9 protein-coding genes, 2 tRNA genes, 1 rRNA gene and 4 pseudogenes are annotated in these 22,765 nt (G+C 31.7%); 14 read left to right on the top strand and 2 right to left on the bottom strand.

Going from position 1 to position 22,765, the window contains the following annotated elements:
* Positions 1–968: 968 nt before the first annotated feature.
* From WBAF_RS02295 to trpS, 10 genes and pseudogenes are all read left to right on the top strand, one after another.
* A tRNA-Arg gene (locus WBAF_RS02295) sits at positions 969–1,040 on the top strand.
* A gap of 2,393 nt (positions 1,041–3,433) precedes the next feature.
* Positions 3,434–4,180 (top strand): ferredoxin--NADP(+) reductase, encoded by a 747-nt coding sequence (fpr, locus tag WBAF_RS02290; protein ID WP_121463430.1) that lies wholly within the window; start codon positions 3,434–3,436, stop codon positions 4,178–4,180.
* A gap of 501 nt (positions 4,181–4,681) precedes the next feature.
* Entirely contained in the window at positions 4,682–5,461 is a 780-nt protein-coding gene (gene tpiA / locus WBAF_RS02285) for a triose-phosphate isomerase (protein WP_121463429.1), read from the top strand.
* 459 nt (positions 5,462–5,920) lie between these two features.
* Positions 5,921–7,210, top strand: a pseudogene (locus WBAF_RS02705) (inorganic phosphate transporter).
* Between the two features lie 760 nt (positions 7,211–7,970).
* Positions 7,971–8,727, top strand: a pseudogene (gpmA, locus tag WBAF_RS02280) (2,3-diphosphoglycerate-dependent phosphoglycerate mutase).
* Between the two features lie 1,055 nt (positions 8,728–9,782).
* A complete protein-coding gene (nudE, locus tag WBAF_RS02275; protein WP_121463428.1) occupies positions 9,783–10,334 on the top strand; it encodes an ADP compounds hydrolase NudE in 552 nt (183 codons plus the stop codon).
* 1,489 nt (positions 10,335–11,823) lie between these two features.
* Positions 11,824–12,336: a shikimate kinase AroK gene (gene aroK, locus WBAF_RS02270; protein WP_121463427.1), complete on the top strand. Its 513-nt coding sequence runs from the start codon at positions 11,824–11,826 to the stop codon at positions 12,334–12,336.
* An 819-nt stretch (positions 12,337–13,155) separates the two neighbouring features.
* Positions 13,156–13,989, top strand: coding sequence for an adenine-specific DNA-methyltransferase (dam, locus tag WBAF_RS02265; protein ID WP_121463426.1), 834 nt, complete (start codon positions 13,156–13,158; stop codon positions 13,987–13,989).
* A gap of 26 nt (positions 13,990–14,015) precedes the next feature.
* Positions 14,016–14,690: a ribulose-phosphate 3-epimerase gene (gene rpe, locus WBAF_RS02260; protein ID WP_121463425.1), complete on the top strand. Its 675-nt coding sequence runs from the start codon at positions 14,016–14,018 to the stop codon at positions 14,688–14,690.
* Positions 14,691–14,913: 223 nt separating this feature from the next.
* Positions 14,914–15,957: a tryptophan--tRNA ligase gene (gene trpS / locus WBAF_RS02255; protein ID WP_121463424.1), complete on the top strand. Its 1,044-nt coding sequence runs from the start codon at positions 14,914–14,916 to the stop codon at positions 15,955–15,957.
* 432 nt (positions 15,958–16,389) lie between these two features.
* On the opposite strand, the gene rrf is transcribed toward trpS, so the two are convergent.
* A 5S ribosomal RNA gene (rrf, locus tag WBAF_RS02250) occupies positions 16,390–16,497 on the bottom strand.
* Between the two features lie 314 nt (positions 16,498–16,811).
* Positions 16,812–16,886 (bottom strand) — tRNA-Glu (locus WBAF_RS02245).
* A gap of 548 nt (positions 16,887–17,434) precedes the next feature.
* On the opposite strand from WBAF_RS02245, the pseudogene purH reads away from it, so the two are divergent.
* The 4 genes and pseudogenes from purH to WBAF_RS02220 all read left to right on the top strand — a co-directional run.
* Positions 17,435–17,929: pseudogene (purH, locus tag WBAF_RS02515) on the top strand (bifunctional phosphoribosylaminoimidazolecarboxamide formyltransferase/IMP cyclohydrolase); the annotation flags it as partial.
* Between the two features lie 1,546 nt (positions 17,930–19,475).
* Positions 19,476–21,384 (top strand): annotated as a pseudogene (gene thiC, locus WBAF_RS02230) (phosphomethylpyrimidine synthase ThiC).
* On the top strand, positions 21,368–22,021 hold the full coding sequence (gene thiE, locus WBAF_RS02225) for a thiamine phosphate synthase (RefSeq protein ID WP_121463470.1): 654 nt from the start codon (positions 21,368–21,370) through the stop codon (positions 22,019–22,021). The pseudogene thiC and the gene thiE overlap by 17 nt, the downstream one beginning before the upstream one ends.
* Positions 22,014–22,763, top strand: coding sequence for a HesA/MoeB/ThiF family protein (locus WBAF_RS02220; protein ID WP_121463421.1), 750 nt, complete (start codon positions 22,014–22,016; stop codon positions 22,761–22,763). Before thiE ends, WBAF_RS02220 begins: the two co-directional genes overlap by 8 nt.
* Positions 22,764–22,765 lie beyond the last annotated feature (2 nt).

Below are 22,765 nucleotides of genomic sequence, written 5' to 3'. Positions count from 1 at the left end.
ATAACCATAAAGCGAAAATATATTTTTTTTTACCAACCAGTTCAACGAAGTCACAGTACCAATTGCTATATCATTGTTTGATTAATATTTAGATTTAATTTCTGAACAACCGTCCTCATTGTGTTGCTAATAGTAGACATATTCAATGCAGGCAGACTTCATAATCTATAATTATTAACCACTATTACACCTATATTTACTTGCACAAAGTAATTTAAATAAGTTTGCGTACAAGTTCTTGCATCACCACACTATGATTATGCTTATCACCAACATACAGTGCTAAAGTGCTAGCACGCACCTTATTTGAATTGAAAACAAATCGCTGGTGCTGGTTTGGCTGATGATAATGGCATTTTCACACCTATTCCATAGCACGCACGATAGCTGCTTGGGCTATATTTATCTATCGTAGACCAAAACCCTGCGGCAACTAAAAAGATATCGTATCTACAAAGGTTAGATATAGCTGGTAGCTGGATATGGAATATCCGACTATCCCTACTTAATAAATATCAATGCGTAGAAAATTATTCACCATACTTAGAGCCTATTCTAGCCCAAAATTAACTAGATGATTAAGATCATAGGTAAAAAATAATTAAAATAAATGTCGGCGTAGATACTTATAGTAGATAGGTTAACAATAAAAAAACAAATAAATAATGCCAAGTTATATGAAAAATTGTTTAAAATAAACAAGAAAAATTCTTCTCAAAGAGAAGAAAGTAATATAAAATATAAAAATAAATTAAATAATAAAAATTATTAAAGAATGCACGAAACAATATTTTATTAAATAATAATTTAACGATTATTATCTCTAAAATAACACCACTAAAAATAAAATCAATTAAACACAAAGACAGTAATCAGCAATAAAATTAAACTAATTACATTAAATAAATTGTTTTAATAAAAATTAAATAGTAATAATATGTTAAAATAATTTAAACTAAAAAATCTATATCCTCTTAGTTAAATGGATATAACAAGCCACTCCTAAGGGCTAATTGTAGGTTCGATTCCTGCAGGGGATGTAATTAACAAACTCATAACATTAATCAACAGATAGTTGAGAGCAATCACTATCCTACATAAACTTATACTCTAATTATATTATTGAACATGCGTGAAGCTATCTTATATAATTAAGCTATTTTTATTTAGTATAAAAAATAATAATAAAATTTTATGCGTTTAGTGTATATCATTGATAATATTATAATTATCCTACTATACGAGCGCGTTAAGCACTACATCATTGAACCTAAAACTAATCATAATTTTATAAAATTATGCCCTAAATTTTAAACTATCACTTATAAGCAACTTGGTAATAAGGCCAAAAATATTATTAGTGAATGGTATTATCACTAAAAATATACTTTACAACTTCATGATAAAATTACCTATCATTTCTGAGTAGTTAGCATATTACTATCTACCTTGCTAAACTTAACGCCACTTTTGTTCCTTTACCAAAAACTTTGGAACACTACACTGCAGATTGCAATTTTTACGCGGACACTAGATAGAACCAATAGCAAGAAAGGTATATCAAAAAATAAATTTTATTGACGTAATTAATAGCGGATTTTTTGATTATAGTTAATCTCAGTCCAGACTGATTAGTGATAGATAAATAATGGTGATATTGCAAAGTTAGCTACGCTGTCTATTTTATACCCAGCGGACAAATGGCAACTGATAGGCAACTTTGATTGCACGAGAATGAATTTAGTCAATTCTTAATCTAATTACCACTATCTATGACGTTATAGCAAAAAGTTGATTGGAATACATAAATAAGTCAAAATAATGACAATAAACACCTAAATATTTGTTATCAATCGGTGACTGTACCACTGGCAAAAATTCAAGATATTTTGCAAGAGCTAGAAGATCGCAAAAATTTATAACCACAAACACCAATCAATAAGAATTAAACCTAACTGTAATTACAATGTATCAATGGTTTAGTTAAAAGAAAATGAATTATCAAGTATCGTTATACCAACGCAGATTTAATCTGTTAACAAGTTTAATAATAGCTGTAAGCTCGCCAGTCTACTGCTACTGCGCGTATTAACCACCTAATATGACGGTTAATTTTCAAATTAGTTCATAAAAGCCATTTTAAATATCTTGATGAAAATTATTAATATTATGTATCACATTGACTATTCCGGTTGATAAGTACTTATGAAAATCGTAAATCTGAACTTAAACTTTCTCAAAATGAGACTCTCTGTATTTAAGTAAATATTCAAATTCGTGTTTAGTAGCAAGTTCTGCAACCTCGTATTATTTGCGGATGCGGAGAAAAATTGCCTTAGCTTTATTTTCTATAAACCCTTCTTTGCGCCAGAAGAACAATTGAACCAATACCATCGGCTCAAGGAGTAACAATTTCATGATTCTGAAAAGACAGCAATAGCTGATGAAAAGGACAGGCGGCTATGCACCAGCAGTGAAACCCATCCGAGCTATGATTATCAACAGCAGCAATTGCTTATACTGAGCAGGGATAAATAAAAAATGTTATCGCTTTAAGTTTAACAAAATATGACTAACCAGAATAACCTATAGGCACACTGTTTACATGAACGTAATTTAGGCATAAACAAATATAAAAATTGACGGAAGAGCAAAAAATGAGTTATCTTAGACTAAGAACAGTAAAAGAATTAATTGGCAACATTTTGGTAATATCGAGAACTAGAGCTAAAATAAGTATCTATAATCAGTTTTTTGCATCAGTGATAAACACGCACTTATAATAGTGGTATGTAACGGGGAGCTTAAAAGCTAAAAAAAAATGATTCTCCGATAATATAATAGGCATCCTAAGACCTATTTTTTACAGAAAGGCTTGCATTTAGTTAGTTTTTTTATCTTATCTATGATAAAGAGACTCTAATTTTATGTAGTATAGCCTATTGTGTTTCAGTATTTGTTCTAATAAATAACAGAGGCAGCTTCATTTATTGATTATGCATCAATCAATAAACAGGCGCCTAAACTGTGAAGAACTAAGTTTAGTCAATTTTTTCAAGTACCTTAACCTATTTATCACTGGTAGTGAATATAACAAATGCTTCCTGATATCTATAACAATTAGTATAAATTTTTACGGTATATACAGCAATAAAGGATACTGTCTGTAATATAGTTTATATAAAACTAGTGAATATATTATTCATTACCACATCAAATTATACGTTAATATCAATTAATAGAACAAATTATAAAAAAGTTCTTGTTAATGAATTTAATTATATAGAAAAATAATTAAATTCAATTAACCTATGTTATAAACATAACTGACATAATGAAATAGTCATAATTTAACTTAATAATTATTATGCCTATATTTGGCATAATATAACTAAAAATTAACCATTTATTTTATATATTGGGAGCAAGTAGTATGGCAAATTGGGTAACAGGAATAATTATTAAAAACCACAAATGGACAGACTCATTATTTAGTTTAATCATCGAAGCGCCAATTAAACAATTTATTGCCGGGCAATATTCTAAACTTGCGTTAGAAATAAATGGCCAGCGTATTCAACGCGCCTATTCTTATGTTAATGCACCCAATGATAACCAATTAGAATTCTATATTGTCACTGTACAAGAAGGAAAAATTAGTCCACATCTTGAAGCATTAAAACCTGGGGATACTATCTATGTCTCTGAAGAGGCCGCCGGGTGTTTTATATTAGAAAAACTGCCTGATTGTAAAACACTTTGGATGCTAGCGACAGGTACCGCAATTGGTCCTTTCTTATCCATTTTACAATTTGGCGAAAACTTAAATCGATTTAAAAACATGATCCTGGTACATGCGGTACGTTACGCTGAAGATCTAAGTTACTTACTATTAATGAAAAAACTTGAGAAAAAATATCGTGGAAAATTGAAGATACAAACCATTGTAAGTCGAGAAAAAAAAACTGACTCACTTACCGGTCGCATTCCAGCACTAATTGAAAGCGGGCAACTAGAACAGACAGTAAAGGCAAAAATTGATCCCTTAACTAGCCATATCATGCTTTGTGGTAATCCACAAATGGTTAAAGATACTCAACAGCTACTAAAAACACAAAGAGGAATGAATAAACACTTACACCGTAAAGTTGGTCAAATTACTAGTGAACAATATTGGTAAAAAACAGTAACCAAAACGTAATTAGCTGAGATAGTTAGATAGTCAGCTTGCTTAGTTTTTACCATAAATTTTTGATTTATTTAACCCTTTAAAACTACCACCATCTTAAAAAAATTAACAATAAACAAAGTTATAAATCTTCCTCCACCAAGATGGTTAGCAAAAATTGCGGCCAATAACCCCAAAAAGAAAATAGCAAAAAATTGACAAACTTAATATCGATGAAATTAATACTGATGAGTAACAATGATGAAAATTTAGAAGCTAAAATTTGAGTTAACATTAGCCTTAGTATTTGATGCTGGTTTTTTCATAGTAGACGCCATCCGTGATATTTTATTAAAAAGCAAAAATAACATGATTACTTGCGCTAGTGAACAGGTTTTACTTTCACTCAATAATGATAACATAACACATAATACTATGCTTTTACATAAAAAAAATAAGGATAAATTGTCTTTATCTCATTTATTAATAAATATTTTTTAGTTGGAGGGAAACATGCGGCATCCATTAGTTATGGGTAACTGGAAACTCAATGGTAGTACAAAAATGGTTAAAGAACTGATTAGAAATTTACGTAATAAATTAAATAGCGTCTCGGGCTGTAATGTTGCCATTGCACCACCAGCGCTTTACCTTGCACAAGCAAAACAAGCTTTAACTGGTAGCAAGATAGCACTGGGCGCCCAAGATGTTGACGTCAATCTATCTGGCGCTTTTACAGGTTATACTTCAGCAGAGATGCTGAAAGATATTGGCGCAAAATATATTATTATCGGTCACTCTGACCATAGAACTTATCATAAAGAAAGCGATGAATTTATCGCCAAGAAATTTGCAGTGTTAAAATCGCAAGGATTAACACCAGTACTTTGTATTGGTGAATCTAAAGAAGAAAATAGCACTGGCAAAACTAAACAAGTCTGCACTCATCAAATCGATGCGGTATTAAATACTTTAGGTGCCTCAGCATTTGAAAACAGTGTTATTGCTTATGAACCGATTTGGGCAATTGGCACCGGTAAATCAGCTACCCCCACCCAGGCGCAAGCGGTGCATAAATATATTCGTTACCATCTTGCTAAGCAAGATTCAGCCATTGCCGAACAAGTCATTATTCAGTATGGCGGATCTGTTACTACCAGCAATGCTGCTGAGCTTTTCAGTCAACCAGACATTGATGGCGCATTAGTTGGCGGAGCATCGCTAAAAGCAGATGACTTTGCGACTATTATTAACGCCGCTGTGACAGCGAAAAAAACTGTTTACCTATCGTAATTAAAACCAGGTTCTATTTAGTCATCAGTAGGATCTAGCCGATAAATATACTTATCAAAAGTCTACTAACTTACATTTATATTTTAATCTTCACTACATTGGATCAATGCTTAATTAATTTTCATTAAAAATCAAAATACAGGTAAAAATAATTAATTGTTCTTACCTTAACCACTCTAGGGTATAAAACCACTGACCATACCAACATATTATATAAACGTACATAACATCATTAACTACAGAGTGAATCAATACCTCGTGCAAACCAACCAACACTAAGTGGTGCAAAGGTAAGGTAGCATATCATCTTTACATGAGTGGCATGCACTGATAGTGACTACTGCTAGCATCACAAAATAGTCCGATACCATAAAAATTTTCTACCCACGTTTACCATGATCCATCCAATATCAGTACTTTTAACCATTTTGGGCCTAAATTGGCTAGACAAAATAGCCGATACGATTATTTACTGGGTTAGATTTTTACACAGAATACTAGCGCAATTAATGGGTTCGTTCCATCCACAAATGCAACGGTGGAGCTAAATTTGCCGTTTTTATGGCTAGTTTTTTTTACTTTTTTTGAGTTATTTTAGGTGGCTTGACTGTTGCTTATGCGATTGTACATTTATTACCAACCAATAGATTTTCTCTTTAATGTAAGCTCTGCTCGCTCATAGCCGAGCAATGGGGTTTTCCAGGTTATTGGCGGCTATTATTTTGAATTGAGGTACCTGGTATTTAGAATTAAGTTCCCATACATTAATAGGCCCCATTATTGGGGTTAGTTTAACCAATGCATTAGTAACTTACTCCTCTATAGTGAGTGAATGCATTAAACATTCCCAAAATAATTTCTTTCCATCATTCTTTCTCCTGCTATTGGTTTTGTTATCGCATAATGGCTAATTTTCTTTTTATGCTTTTATTGTAGTGGTACACAAAAACATCATCATATTCATTTACAGCAGAGCGAGAGAAGAAAGATGGTAAAAGGACACCAACTTATTGATTTTATCTGCTGCGTCAGTTTTTTCCATGGCGCTAATGAAGAAGGGTATGGTGTTAATTGGAGTGGCACCAGCTAGCTTGGTTTGTGCTTAATATGATATAACTCGTACTCATGACGCGATAGTGCATCTTCAACATTATTATGAAGAACATCAGTCAGCGGTAAACCATATTGTTAATAAGTGATAACCAGAGTCTGGGTGAGAAATTTTAGATGATAAATTCCATTGTGATAATTCACGTCCTATTAATAAAACAGATATCACTGATGTTGACGGATATTCAAAGTTATTCAGCACTAAACCATGAGCAACGTAATCAAATGCGTAGATTATTAATGTGCTTATCCGATACAATGTAGCTAAACTACCAGAGACATTCTATTCTGATGCACGTTTTTTTTTTGCGTAACTTAAGTAATGATTTACTTAATACAGTAGAATATGCACCACTGTTGATTATTATTGCACTTTACTGGTTATGCTCATCAAGGTGTTTCTGCCCAAGTTACTGCTGTAGTTTCCATTGGTGTTGCCAGTTTTGTATGCCGGTATCAACAACACAAGTTCTATCTTCTGCTAGAAGAGGTACAATGGTTCTTGATGGTGGTATACAAGTTAAAAAATTTTAAAATATATTACTGGCTTGGTTATTTACATTGCCGATTTATATTATACTTTCTTGTTTATTTTACTGGATATCAGTAACCATGAAATATATTATTTATATATATTAACAAGTAATAAATTATCAATCATTGATTCTATACAGAAGATATAATATATAAAAACTTTTTTATTACAGTAAGTGAAAACTAAATGAAATTGTATGAATACAGATTTTAAATCTACTTGTATCTATTTTGGATAAAAATTTATAGGAGAAGTTTGATTGGTTATTTTCTAATAAAACTGGTGTTGAAGGGAGGTAAGATAAATTTATGGGTATTTTACTGCAAAAAAGCATCAATATAAGCTGGAGCAACACGATAAGGCTTATCAATTAAAGAATGTGGGTACTCTATGTTTTTTTACTGCTATAGTGAAGTAAAGGCCACCAGATATAGATAGGGTTTACTAGTAAAAAAAAAGAAGCTCAATGGCTCTATTTTTCAAAAATATTTATACATATATCATATAACCTATTAAAGTATTTTTCGAGCAAAATAATCATCGTTATAACTTAATATTTTATCGTCTAGGCAACCTAAATATCCTATTTAGGATATTTTAATAACTTAAATTATTTAACAAAAGAGCTTGATCTAGCACTAGCAAGAGCAAGCTAAAGATGCTTAAATAATATTTATTTATAAATATAGCAAAATAGTAAATTTTCGGTATTGAGCAACTAATTTAATGATGAGCAGGTTAAATCATTGTTGTTCTTATTCTTACTAAACAGGGTAAAAACTACTATCAGTTAGTTGTTAAGTTACACGAATAATATAATAATGCAAATCGATTTTAATGAATGTCCTAATAGGAATTTAAATTATGGCAGTAACTAAGCTGGTTATGATAAGACACGGCGAAAGCGAATGGAATAAAGAAAACAGATTCACTGGTTGGACTGATATTGAACTTTCCGATAAGGGCCGCGAAGAAGCAACAGACGCAGGTCTTCTCTTAAAAAGAGAAGGTTTTGTTTTTGACTATGCTTATACATCAGTTTTAAAACGTACTATTCACACATTGTGGAATATTTTAGATCAAATAGATCAACAGTGGCTAACAGTTGAAAAAAATTGGAGGCTAAATGAACGTCATTATGGTGCACTACAAGGGTTAGATAAAGCAGAAACTACGGCAAAATATGGTGAAAATCAAGTGAAACTATGGCGTCGTAGCTTGAAAATTACACCACCAAAATTAACTCAAAGTGATCCTCGTTATCCAGGTAAAGATCCTCGTTATGCAAATTTAAAACCATCAGAGCTGCCTGTCACTGAAAGTCTAGCTACCACAATTGAACGTGTTGTACCTTATTGGGAAGAGGTTATTAAACCTGGAGTTGCTAAAGGTAAAAAAGTCATTATTGTTGCTCACGGTAATTCATTACGTGCATTAGTAAAACATCTAGATAACATAAGTGAAGAAGAGATACTAGAACTTAATATTCCAACCGCCGTTCCACTGGTATATGAATTTGATAAAAATATGAAACCTAGTAAGCACTACTATCTTGGGGATCGATCAAACTGAAATAGCAGCAAAAGATGCGTCTGTTGTTAATCAAGGCAAAGCAAAATAATTAAATTATATGTATTCGGCCTTCTAATGAAGTATTAATTATACGCGCTTAAAAAGCTCGTCTTTGAATATATTTAGCTAAAAAATAGATAACCCAGATTTTTGCAAACTATCTTTAACAGCTTGTTACTATAATTAGGCTTTTTACTACCGCGCAAAACAAATTGCTGAATATATTTCCCATTTGGGAAATGATAAAATCAGTAAACTGCTTTAACAGCAGCCACTTTTATTGTTCTATAGGTACTGTACTTTTTAAAAAACCTACCAAGTAAGATATACCAGATGCTAATTAACGATTTACTTGATATTAATGCAATCATCGCCCCCCAAGATATGCAATAACCTATAATCGATAAAGAAGATAAACCCCAATAATAAAAGTTTATCCGCAAAATAATATTAACCAAGAAAAAAATAGCAATTATCATTTCAGATTTATTTTTACCAGTCGTAATAACTAATGCTGGACTTAGTAGCACATAAGTAAATATTATTTTCAGTTGCTAAAACATTTATTTATTCATCTGACCAAGTGGTTTTTGTTTTATCTTTATTAAATTTCATCTATAGCGACAAATTATCTGATATTCATCAGACGTAAGAAAATTAGCTTGTATTAAGAATAGTAATCTATGTAGATCATTTTTACTTTCATAACCACCAATATAAACAAGCAAATAATTAAAATAAACAATATTAAAAAGGTAAGCTTCTTTACACCCATGATATAAATAATCATTCCTGTGCATAAAAACTACTATTTCACTAGCCCTAAATAAAATAGTTACTACTATGTTTTCTTATTTTCATCTTAATAAGAATGAGTTACGATTTATTCATTATCCATGTGAATAACATAGTAGTTCAATTAATTATTAATATAATAAAATTATACTAATGATAATCATCACCTATGGCTAAATTTATTGATATATTATCACTAAAAAAATATATTTAATGACAATTGATTTCAGCAAAAAATTAAAATCATATCCTTTTTATTAATATAAAAAGTTATTATCTATTCAACAAATTTTGTCTAGGACACAGCATATGAAACAAATCAAAAAACCCCAAATATTAAATATAAAAAATATTGCTGAATCTAAACTTTTTCGTATTCAGTCTGTTGATATTAAATTTAGCAATGGCACTAAACGTATTTATGAAAGAATGCAGCCAACAATAAATGAAGCCGTATTAATCGTTCCTGTAATTAATAATGAACTAATTTTAATTCGTGAATATGCTGTTGGTATTGAAGAATATGAACTAGGTTTTCCCAAAGGGGCAATTAATAAAGAAGAAACTTCCATACAAGCTGCTATAAGAGAATTAAAAGAAGAAATTGGTTATGGCGCAAAACATGTTGAATTACTAGCTAAACTAACAATATCACCAGCCTATTTTTCCAGCAAAATGAATATATTTATTGCACAAAATCTATATGAAGAAAAACTAGAAGGCGATGAACCAGAACCACTAGAGCAAATTCGTTGGCCACTGGCAAATATGATGCAACTACTTGATGTTAAAGATTTTAATGAAGCAAGAAATATCAGCGCACTATTTTATACTCAACGCTATCTAAAAAATATTTGTTAATTTTCATTAAGTGCTCTTTTTTTAGACTAAAATGAATTCTATATAGTAACCATAATTTCAACAAAAAATTAAAGCGTACTATTTTATATATAAATTTATAGTTTACTATTAATTTTTTCTTATATTTGATATACGTAAGCAGCCATATATGTTATCCACTTCAATATGCTTAGCAAAATTAATCGCATCTCAGCTTTCATAAAAAAATACCTAATTTACTATCAAAAAAGGAAAAAATGTCGCTGACAAACAAATTAAATAACTTAATATAAGAGATACATTGAGCTTATTAAATCCAGGCTAAAAAATTGATATACCTAAACAACAAGACGACATCATCTATTATCAATAGTAGATCAACTTAATATTAATTACCCAACCTAATCTTCCATTCTACATAATATCGCTTTTAATATTAATAAAATTTTAAGGTACTGATTATATAATTAAGTAATTTAAAACCCCAAAATTAGCTATATATAATTGCTAACAACAGATTAATGTACTCTCATAATCAGTCCACCAGCCTTAAACAAGGTACAGAAATTACTTATATCATTCAAAGTAATAAAAAATCAGATAGAATTTAAAGAAGCAATATTAGGAATGGAAGTAACTTATACTATTTTACTAAGAAGTAAAGTTCGTATATTTCTAAAAATTAGTTAAAATACCCACTGAACAAATACTTACCAACACATGGCAATTAATAAACAAGAAAAGAAATCTCTCCGAAAATTATGATTAATAATGGGAAAACACTTATTTAAAGTGTAGAATTTTAAGTAGAAAAACAATCAATAACCCAAAATGCCTCACATGATAAAAATTCATTTTTTAGTAATTTATTCGCCAAAGATGATAAAATAAACTTATCATAAAGCATTATTCATATTTTTAATACCATTTAATACCAAAATTAATTAATATTTAAAGAAATATAGTAACTAATAATTATATTTATATAATATAACCTCATACTAAACAACTCTAAAAGGAACAAAAATAATCTGATGATTATGAGATAATTGTGAATAGTAGCTTATAAATTTGACTATAAGAAAGATTTAGCTAACAAAGACACTCAATAATCAGGCGTTTATATGTGTAATAATTTTTATATCTAATTTAAGATAAATCATAATGTGCAATCAATAATCAATTTTACGTATATATATCGCCGTTGTTTAACAATTTATTGATCTTAAACTTATGGCGCAAACAAATTTAAAGATGAATACTTGAGTTTCGTAATACTCTCTAGTAAGACTAGACATTCGTAATTTTAAACCTGTAAAAAAATAAAACTATCAGTTATGTTCCAAAAACAGGACTATTCTATATAATTCAAAAAAACTAAAGGTATTTGTTTTTTTGCTTTTATATACAATAAAGTATGTCAATACTCATTGAGGTTTCAATTATAGGTCCCATTGCTAATTTGATGGGGCGTGTTATCATTAACGAACAATCTTAGTAATACCAAAACATGGCAGAGAAACGTAATATATTTCTGATTGGGCCTATGGGCGCCGGGAAAAGTACTATAGGTCGCCAGCTATCTCAGCAACTGAGTATGGAGTTTTTTGATTCCGATCAAGAAATTGAAAGACGTACTGGTGCTGATGTGAGTTGGGTATTTGATTTAGAAGGCGAGGAAGGCTTTCGAGAACGTGAAGAAAAAATTATTAATGAGCTTACAGAAAAAAAAGGTATTGTCCTGGCAACAGGAGGCGGATCTATAAAATCAAAAGAAACACGCAACCGTCTTTCTGCTCGCGGGTTAGTAGTTTATCTTGCCACTACAATTGAAAAACAAATGGCACGAACTCAACGAGATAAAAAAAGACCTTTACTGCAATTAGATCATACTGGTAGTGAAGTTTTAGAAAAACTTGCTAATGAGCGCAATCCGCTTTATGAAAAAATAGCAGATATGACTATTAATACTGACGATAAAAGTGCAAAAATGGTTGCTAACCAAATTATTGAATTATTATAAAGGTAAAATAAATATGAAAAAGTTAACCGTTACACCCGGTGTAACGCTACATTACCTTTATTCTATAATAATAAAAATAGGCGTCAAAGCACCAAACTCACTTTTATCTCAAATATATATTAGGTAAAAACCTGACTAGTATTTTCTCTCAGCAAATATACGTTATTATTGATTTAGATAGTATAAAACATTATCAGGGTATAAATAAAATTTATACTTAGAATAAATGATTAATTTTTGCATTATTTTAGATAATTATTTTTTTATTGATTAGAAAAATTTTAATGAATTATTAAAATTTAATTAAAAGAAAATAACTTATTACATTCAATCTTAGCTATAAATGCGCAAAGTACATTATTAAACTTAGCACATAACAGTATATTTTTTCTCTAAAAAATATACTGTTATTGCTATTTGGATTATATATATAAGAACAAACATTACCTAATATAAAGCCACAACTTGTTGAAAATAAAACATAAACGCCATCATCAACAAAACAGCAATCTACTAAACTACCTAACCATTAACATTAATCATGAAAAAATAAATCGTTCGAACATATACAAAGTGGTGATTTATTGTTAGCTAGTAATCTTAATGGGCAACCGTGGTATGTTATTATCCATGGTAATTACTGCTCAGTCAATGAAAAAAACGCAATTTAAACTTCGCCAGCTTCTGTTCAGAAAAACAGGGTTAAAAGATTCCAACAAATGAAGCAAGATCAAAAATAAAAAATGATTAGGCGCAAATATGCTGTCCTAAACAGAGATATATCAAAAACTCTGGAAAACTTAGATAAAATATAACGGTATGAAGAAAAAAAGAGCTTTTTTAAAATGGGCTGGCGGCAAATTTCTTCTAATAGAAGAAATTTTTAAATACCTACCCAAAGGTGATTGTCTGGTAGAGCCATTTGTTGGGTCTGGTTCTGTATTTTTGAATACTAACTATAATGGTTACATCCTGGCTGACATTAATAATGATCTGATTAATTTATATAATACTGTAAAATATCATCCTGATAAATTTATGCACCATTCACGTCAGCTGTTTAACAGTGAGTTAAATACTCCTGAACAATACTACCGCTTACGTACTGAGTTTAACTTATGTAATAATTCTAAACAACGTAGTGAACTGTTTTTATATCTTAATCGTCATTGTTACAATGGTCTTTGTCGCTATAACTCAAAAGGAGAATTTAACGTTCCATTTGGGCGTTATAAAAAACCTTATTTTCCAGAAAATGAACTCTATTGGTTTGCTGAAAAAGCACAGAAAGCTATCTTTGTCTGCCAAACATATCAAGAAACATTGCTATCAGTAAACAAAAGTGCTGTTGTTTACTGCGATCCACCCTATACACCTCTTTCTGATACAGCTAATTTTACCGCATATCATACAACTAATTTTGGTAACAAAGAACAATACAATCTCGCTCAAATTGCTTATCACTTATCATCAACACGCGGAATACCAGTATTAATCTCCAATCATGATACACCAGCAACTAGAGAATGGTATCATCACGCCAAGCTAAATGTTGTTAAAGTACGTAGAACAATTAGTACTAATAACATTACTCGTAGAAAAGTTGATGAACTTTTAGCATTTTATAATCCAACTTATAAAAAAAATGCATAAAATAAAAAAACAAATCGGAGACAATAATGAAAGATTTTCTAATTGCCCCCTCTATTTTATCAGCAAATTTCGCATGTTTAGGTGAAGATACTGGTAAAATTATTAAAGCAGGCGCTGATATTATCCATTTTGACGTTATGGATAACCATTATGTTCCAAATTTAACTTTCGGCCCAATAATATGTCAAGCATTGCTCGATTATGGTATTAAGGCACCCATTGATGTGCATTTGATGGCAAAACCAGTAGATCGACTGATTTATGAATTTGCTAAAGCTGGGGCAGCTTATATTACCTTTCATCCTGAAACAAGTGAACATATTGATCGCACATTACAATTAATTAAAAATAACGGATGTAAAGCTGGTTTAGCTTTTAATCCTGCTACACCATTAAACTATTTAGATTACTTGATAGATAAATTAGACATGATCCTAATCATGTCGGTAAATCCTGGGTTTGGTGGACAATCTTTTATTCCACAAACCATAAATAAATTGCTTCAAGTTCGTAAAATAATAGATAATAACGGTTATAATATTCGCTTAGAAGTTGATGGCGGGATCAATGTTAATAACATTATTAATGTTGCAAGTGCAGGTGCTGACACTTTTGTCGCAGGGTCAGCAATTTTTAATCAACCGGATTACAAATCTGTAATTAATGCTATGCGTAAAAAGTTAGCTGAAGCCATTTTATGATATGTTTAAAATTAACTGGTATTTAAACTATAACATCTTATCAAGGCTATCTTTAAAAAATTAAGGTACATTAGTCTACAGTGCTGCTGATTAGCTGATGTCTTAGATAAAAGTAAAGTATGGTGAATATATTTCATTAAGTAACCCAGATTATGTATAGATAGATTTGTAGATCTACTTTCTACATTAGGACAGCGACCTTTGATAATTCAGGAATTGTAATATGAATATACCCCCTATAAAATCTAATAATACCCACAAAAAGCCGATTGTATTCAGTGGAGCTCAACCTTCTGGGGAGTTAACTATCGGCAACTATATTGGCGCATTACTCCAATGGAGCCACATGCAAGATAATTATGACTGTATATATTGTATTGTTGATCAACATGCAATTACAGTCCGTCAAGACCCCAAAGAATTAAAAAAAAATACACTTGATACATTAGCCTTATACCTTGCTTGTGGTATTGATACCCAAAAAAATACTATTTTTGTTCAATCACATGTTCCTCAACATACTCAACTCAGTTGGGCACTTAACTGTTATACCTATTTTGGTGAATTAAACCGCATGACACAATTTAAAGAAAAATCAACCCGTTATACTGAAAATATTAATGCTGGATTATTTGATTATCCGGTATTAATGGCTGCTGATATTTTACTTTACCAGGCAAACCAAGTACCGATTGGTATTGATCAAAAGCAACATTTAGAATTAAGCCGCGATATTGCTCAACGTTTTAATTCGCTATATGGTCAAATATTTACTATACCAGATCCCTTTATTCCTAAAAAAGGAGCACGGGTTATGTCTCTACAAGAACCACAAAAAAAGATGTCAAAATCAGATTATAACCGAAATAATGTAATAACTTTATTAGAAAACCCAAACTTAGCGGCTAAAAAAATAAAACGTGCCCTTACTGATTCTGACAAGCCACCACGAATTTATTATGATTTAGAAAAAAAACCTGGTATTTCTAATCTGATAGATATCCTTTCTGGCGTCACAGGTACATCTAACTCGGAAATAGAAAAACAATTTGCTGGAAAAATGTACGGAGATCTAAAAAACACAGTTGCTGAAGCTGTTTCAGCTATGTTAACAAATATCCAAAGTCGTTTAGATGAATTTCGTAATAACAAAATATTATTAAATGATATTATGTCAGAAGGTGCTAGCAAAGCAGAGGCACGCGCTCAAAAAACCCTTAGTAAGGTTTATGAAGCTATTGGTTTTATTAATCCTATAAAAAAATAATTTTTTTATCCCCCGGAACTACTAGTAAGATTTACAAGTAAATAGAGATCATAAAAATGAATCTTAATTTTATTAAAATATTTATTAGCAGGATGATATAAATAATTAAATCCCGTTCAGGGAAATCAAAAATTTATTTTTCTTTGTTTACACACTAACAATAGTAAAAATTGTTTATTACTTTAATTAGTTATCTAAAAAACATTAGATGGCTAGTTAAAGACTCTGAATAACATAGATAAAGTCAATGTTATTTGACTTATCTACAAGAAGTTTCACCCCTTCATCCCAGTTAATAACTGAAAAAAAAACCTTAGTATATTCGAAACAACGATTTTAGTGTTTAAGATAATATAGAATAGATAAGAGTTACAAAATTAAACAATAAAAACTATAAAGCCACCCTTGGGTGGCTTTATTAATATAATAAAAGTCTGGCAGCGCCCTACTCTCACATGGGGTAGACCCCTCGGCGTTACGGCATTTCACTTCTGAGTTCGGTATGGAGTCAGGTGGGACCACCGCGCTATTACCGCCAGACAATTTTTTATTCATCCTGCTTCATTTAGCTGCCTTGCTAACACGTATAACACGTTACTAAACTAAATACTAACTAATTTAATCTTAAAACCAACTAAAATTCTATCTTTTAAAACACTTATGGTGGAAGTTTTGAGAATTATCCTCATCATTATCATTTTTTCAAAATGTGTGGTTCAATTTTTAGCTTGTTCCAGATTGTTAAAGAAATAGTTAAACCAAATAGTTGAATTAGCTTCAACCTTTCTTTACCTAATAAAGGCCTATCTAAAAAACACCTGCAAAATTAATATAACAACTTCTAATTATCTTAGTGGTGTCCCCTAGGGGATTTGAACCCCTGTTACCACCGTGAAAGGGTGATGTCCTAACCACTAGACGAATGGGACTACAAGTTATTCAGCTAATCTTAGCTTGCCTTTATATTTATCAGATAATAGGCCTACCGCCAGAGCTAAATATTAACCATGATCAAACTTTTCAATTAAAAGTTGAAAGCTCAAATAATATCTTACTAACCGTAACGCGCTTTTGTTTAGCTTACGTTATCGTAATTTTATCGCCTTCGTCGTTACCTACTAATTAATTCATATATTAATTAATTTTTTTGTCACTATTCAAGACTTTTAAATCAAATATTTTTTGATGATATATCAGCGCCACACAGATTGTCTCATTATCCTGAGTCTACGTAATTAAATTTAATCAATTATTTCACTACTTACTCAGTCAGGGCGCATTATAGAAAGTTTTATACGTCTTGCAAGCAATCATCTGTATAATTTTATTTAATTCATTAATTAAACAGCAAGATATTATCTTATCTCTTTTAGTGATCTTAAATTAAGGTTTAAACAAACAATTTTTATTTCAATCGAGAATATTATTTATAATAGCAAATAGCTATAAAATTTAATTAATATTTTAGGAAATATTTATAGATCTATTTCATGGCACAACTCCGCCGCGTGCTCTACTGAGTGTTTATGACAAAGAAGGTATTGTTTAATTTGCTAAAGCTTTATCTCAACGTAAAGTGGAACTTATATGTACCAGTAGGTAAATTATTACTAGCCGCCGGGTTAACTCTTATAGCGGTTTATGATTATACATAATGGCCAGAAATGATGGCTGGTCGTGTTAAAACGCTTCATACCAAAGTACATGGCAGTATTCTCCGCTGGCAAGATGATAAAATCATGAAACAACATCAAATAACTCCAATTGATATAGTTGTTGTTAATCTTGTGGAAATTGTATCCAAGCTAGATTGTACGCTAGAAAATGCAATTGAAAATATTGAGGTGGGCAAACCATGATCCGTTCTGCAGCCAAAAATAATAAATATGTGGCCGTCGTGGTTAATAGCCAAGATTATATCTTCGAAGAAATGGATAATCAGCAAAACTCTTTAACTGATATATTTCGTTTTTATAGTCTAATTCATAAGTTATCCTTACACAGTATATTTATAGGAGGCCAATAAACAGTAAATATCCCATTATATTAAATATACTATTCTCCTGAAGGGGTAACCAATTTTAAAAGTTATTTGTCAGAAATATATTTACCTGTTTAAGTAATCTCAAATAAAAAAAGCGCTCTCTAGAAGAGATTCTAGCAGCTAAACTAATAAGATGGTAATAATACCAGGTTGTTAATACACTACCCAACGTATCAAAACACCAATTGAGCGCCAGCATGAACCTAAGCAATTAGAGAGAGAATGACAGGCTAACTATAGATGTAACGCTTTCGGCTAGGTATACCTCTTAGAGGGGGAAAAGCCTTACTACTTTCTACTTTAACCATATAAATTACTATGACCAGAAAACTATATCACATAACATAATTGATACTGAAGATCATATAGTATTGTTTTATATCATCCAAACAATAAATATGACGTTGAAACTGAATTACATCTCCGACTGTAAAATAAAAAACCTAAACACTTTACATTTAAAATAATAATAATATCTTAAACAGGATCTGCGCATCTAATGGAAAACTATTTTGCAGTTATAAGGCGGCTAACTCAGTATTTTTGTACAATGATAAATGGCAAATTATCATTGTGTATTTTCTTTTTTATTGTTGCTTAGCTCAGCGAGCAACTTAATTAATATTATTATTAATATAACTAGGAGATAGAAAAAAAATTAAATTATCATTTTCTTACTTTCTACATAAAGCTAGTAAATTAAATGGTGAGTAATGGTATCAGCAGTAGCTATAAACGGTAATTTATCGTTATGAGATTAGTACGCACTAATTAACTCATCAGCATAATTTCACCACTAGAATATAACGAATATTGTTAGTTAATAACAATATTAATTTATTCTTTAAATTATCTTTTAACCGCCTCTTCAATAGTTTTAACTACTTCAATAAATCTTACTCATACTTTTAATATTGGCTTTCTTTAAATATTGGCTTTTTTATTACGCCAATATAGCAGCATGCTAGATAGCAAAAATAATGCATGTAGCAATTTACGGATAATACAATGAGCATACAGGCATAGGGGCATTTTATTGCCGAAATAGCTGCAATAATGATAAAATACATACTTTCAGGTGAACACCACCCACATCCAACTATTTTATAGCTTCTAGCTTCATTATTCTATATCTGATTGATTACTAAATTTGTTAAATATACATTACTTGAACACAGTAAATATAGACTAACTAATTTTCATTAATATCTAGTATCTATTCTGATTAACAGATCTTTTATAAAAAAATTATCTATTGCATTTTTCCTTATTTCTATTCTAGACTACATCATCTTGTCTGAGTCATCATGTTTTAGTGCCTGTTTAACAATAGGCTTAGGTAATTAATTTCAGATCTACGAAACCCAAATACTGTAATCAGTATTACTATTGCTATCAACGAACTCCAGACAAGCTATTTTTCAAAAAATTTTCTCTTTACATAAACTATTTGTAAAGATTATAGGATTTTGCTATGTCTAAAAATATTATTACAACCAACGATAAAACCAGTACCAATAGAAAAACAAAACGTGAAGCGGCACAACGTTTTCTGGATAACCTACAAAATATAAATTTCCCCCACTCAAAGCGGATCTATTTAACAGGTTATCACTATAATACCCAAGTGCCTATGCGTGAAATTCAACTTTCACCTACCTTGATTGGCGGTACAAAAGATAAACCCTTGTTTGCAGAGAATGAGGCAATACCTATCTATGATACTTCAGGTGCCTATGGCGATCCTGATATAACTGTAGATATTAATGTAGGTTTAAAAAAATGCCGCAAATACTGGATACTAGATCGGAATGATACTTAGTTAGTTAAAAACCACAGCTCTTATTTTACCGAACAACGACTAGATGATGCAGGATTAAATCCTCTTCGCTTCAATTACGACCACAACCATTGAAAGCTAAAATCGGAAAAACAGTCACGCAATTGCACTATGCCCGTCAAGGGATAATCACACCTGAAATGGAATTTATTGCGATCCGAGAAAATATGGGACGTGAGAATATAAATAATAAAAAATTAACTCAACAGCATCCAGGTCAAAGCTTTAGTGCTAATCTACCAAATAATATTACGCCTGAATTCGTTCGACAAGAAGTTGCCGCGGGACGTGCCATTATCCCTGCTAATATTAACCATCCTGAATCCGAACCAATGATTATTGGACAAAATTTTTTAGTAAAAATCAATGCTAATATTGGTAATTCCTCAGTTACTTCATCGATTGAAGAAGAAATTGAAAAACTAATCTGGGCGACTCATTGGGGAGCTGATACAGTGATGGATTTATCTACAGGGCGATATATCCATGAAACTAGAGAATGGCTGTTGCGCAATAGCCCGGTTCCTATTGGAACAGTGCCAATATACCAAGCATTAGAAAAAGTCAATGGCGTTGCAGAAAATTTAAGCTGGGAAATATTTCGCGACACCTTACTTGAACAAGCCGAACAAGGAGTAGACTACTTTACCATCCACGCAGGTGTCTTATTACGCTATATACCTATGACTGCTAATAGATTGACCGGTATTGTTTCTCGCGGGGGCTCTATTATGGCAAAATGGTGCTTGTCACATCATCAAGAAAATTTCTTATATACCCATTTTGATGAAATCTGTAAAATATGTGCCGTTTATGATATCTCTTTATCCCTTGGCGATGGATTACGACCTGGTTCTTTACAAGATGCTAATGATGAAGCGCAATTCGCTGAACTATATACATTAGGCGAACTAACCAATATAGCCTGGCAATATGATGTTCAAGTTATGATAGAAGGACCTGGTCATATACCAATGCACATGATCCGACGTAATATGACAGAAGAATTAAATCATTGCCATGAAGCGCCATTCTATACCTTGGGACCTTTAACTACTGACATCGCGCCTGGTCATTTTACCTCTGGTATCGGGGCAGCTTTGATTGGTTGGTTTGGCTGTGCCATGCTCTGTTATGTTACCCCCAAAGAACATTTAGGTTTGCCTAAGAAGATGTAAAGCAAGGTCTTATTACCTATAAAATAGCCGCACATGCCGCTGATCTTGCTAAAGGCCATCCTGGCGCTCAAATTAGAGATAACGCCTTATCTAAAGCTAGATTTGAGTTTCGTTGGGAAGACCAATTTAATCTGTCTATCGATCCTGCAACCGCGCGTGCCTATCATGATGAAACACTACCTAAAGCATCAGGGAAAATAGCACATTTTTGCTCAATGTGTGGCCCTAAATTTTGTTCCATGAAAATTTCGCAAGAAGTGCATAAGCACGCAGATAAAATGGCACAGATATCGGAAACATTTCGCGCCCAAGGTAGTGAGTTATACCACGGTATGGAGACGATTGATGATGACAAAATGGCCTGATCATGCATTTGCACCTACGGAACATAAACTTGGTTTGTATCCAGTGGTTGATACAGTAGAGTGGATAAGGAGATTGCTTGACGCCGGTGTGACAACGATTCAATTAAGGATTAAAAATCGATTAGCAAGTAATCTTGAAGAAGATATTAATCAGGCCATTATGCTAGGTAAGCAATATCAAGCTCGCCTATTTATTAATGACTATTGGAAATTAGCCATCAAACATGACGCCTATGGCGTCCATTTAGGGCAGGAGGATATTCATTTTGCTGATCTAAATCTCATACAAAAAGCTGGATTGCGCTTAGGAATTTCAACCCATAATCAAGAAGAACTAACCAAAGCAAAGCAGTTAAGACCATCTTATATTGCATTAGGACATATTTTTCCTACTACCACAAAATTAATGTACTCATCAGCGCAAGGTTTAGTAAATTTAAAACAGCAGGTTAATACCATATCTGATTATTCAAATATTGCGATAGGCGGTATATCTTTAGCACGCGTTCCAGCAGTGCTTGCAACCGGCGTAGGAGGTATTGCTATGGTTAGTGCCATCACAAAATCGACTAACTGGAACAAAGTTGTTGCTCATCTACTACATCTAATCGAAGGTAAGGAAATAATTGATGCTTGATGATGCTATTTTTATGCGCTATAGCCGACAGCTCTTACTTGAAGAAATAGGTAATAAAGGACAACAAAAATTAATACTGAGCAAAGTTCTGATTGTGGGATTGGGTGGCCTTGGTTCACCTGCGGCACTTTATTTAGCTGCAGCCGGTATCGGTGAACTCTGGTTAGCCGATAACGATAAACTACATATTTCTAACCTACAGCGACAAATTCTTTACCATACACAAGATGTTTCTCAGCTTAAAGTGACATTAGCAGCAAAACAACTTAATAAGCTAAATCCACAAATAAAGGTAAAAACATTTAATAACAAACAACATTATCATTCTCTTCTACCACTTGTCCGTAATACGGATCTGGTATTAGATTGTACAGATAATATGTCAACTCGCCAGGTAATTAATGCGGCTTGTGTAGCAGAAAATAAATCCCTCATTAGTGGTAGTGCAATTGGTTTCAATGGTCAACTGCTGGTTCTTGAACCACCCTATAATCAAGGATGCTACGCTTGCCTTTATCCTGATACCAATGAACCCAATCAAAATTGCCGCACAGCAGGAGTTGTAGGACCGATTGTTGGTGTTATCGGTACTCTGCAAGCCTTAGAGGCGGTTAAATTATTAATCAATTTACCCTCTTCTCTTAATGGAAAACTGAAATTATTCGATGGTAAAAAACATAGTTGGCATACCTTACAACTGAACAAAGCAAAAAGCTGCTTAGTTTGTGGAACAAGGAGATAAAT

Source organism: Arsenophonus endosymbiont of Aleurodicus dispersus (assembly GCF_900343015.1).
Classification (GTDB): Bacteria; Pseudomonadota; Gammaproteobacteria; order Enterobacterales; family Enterobacteriaceae; genus Arsenophonus.
This window is presented reverse-complemented; position numbering and strand designations above follow the sequence as displayed.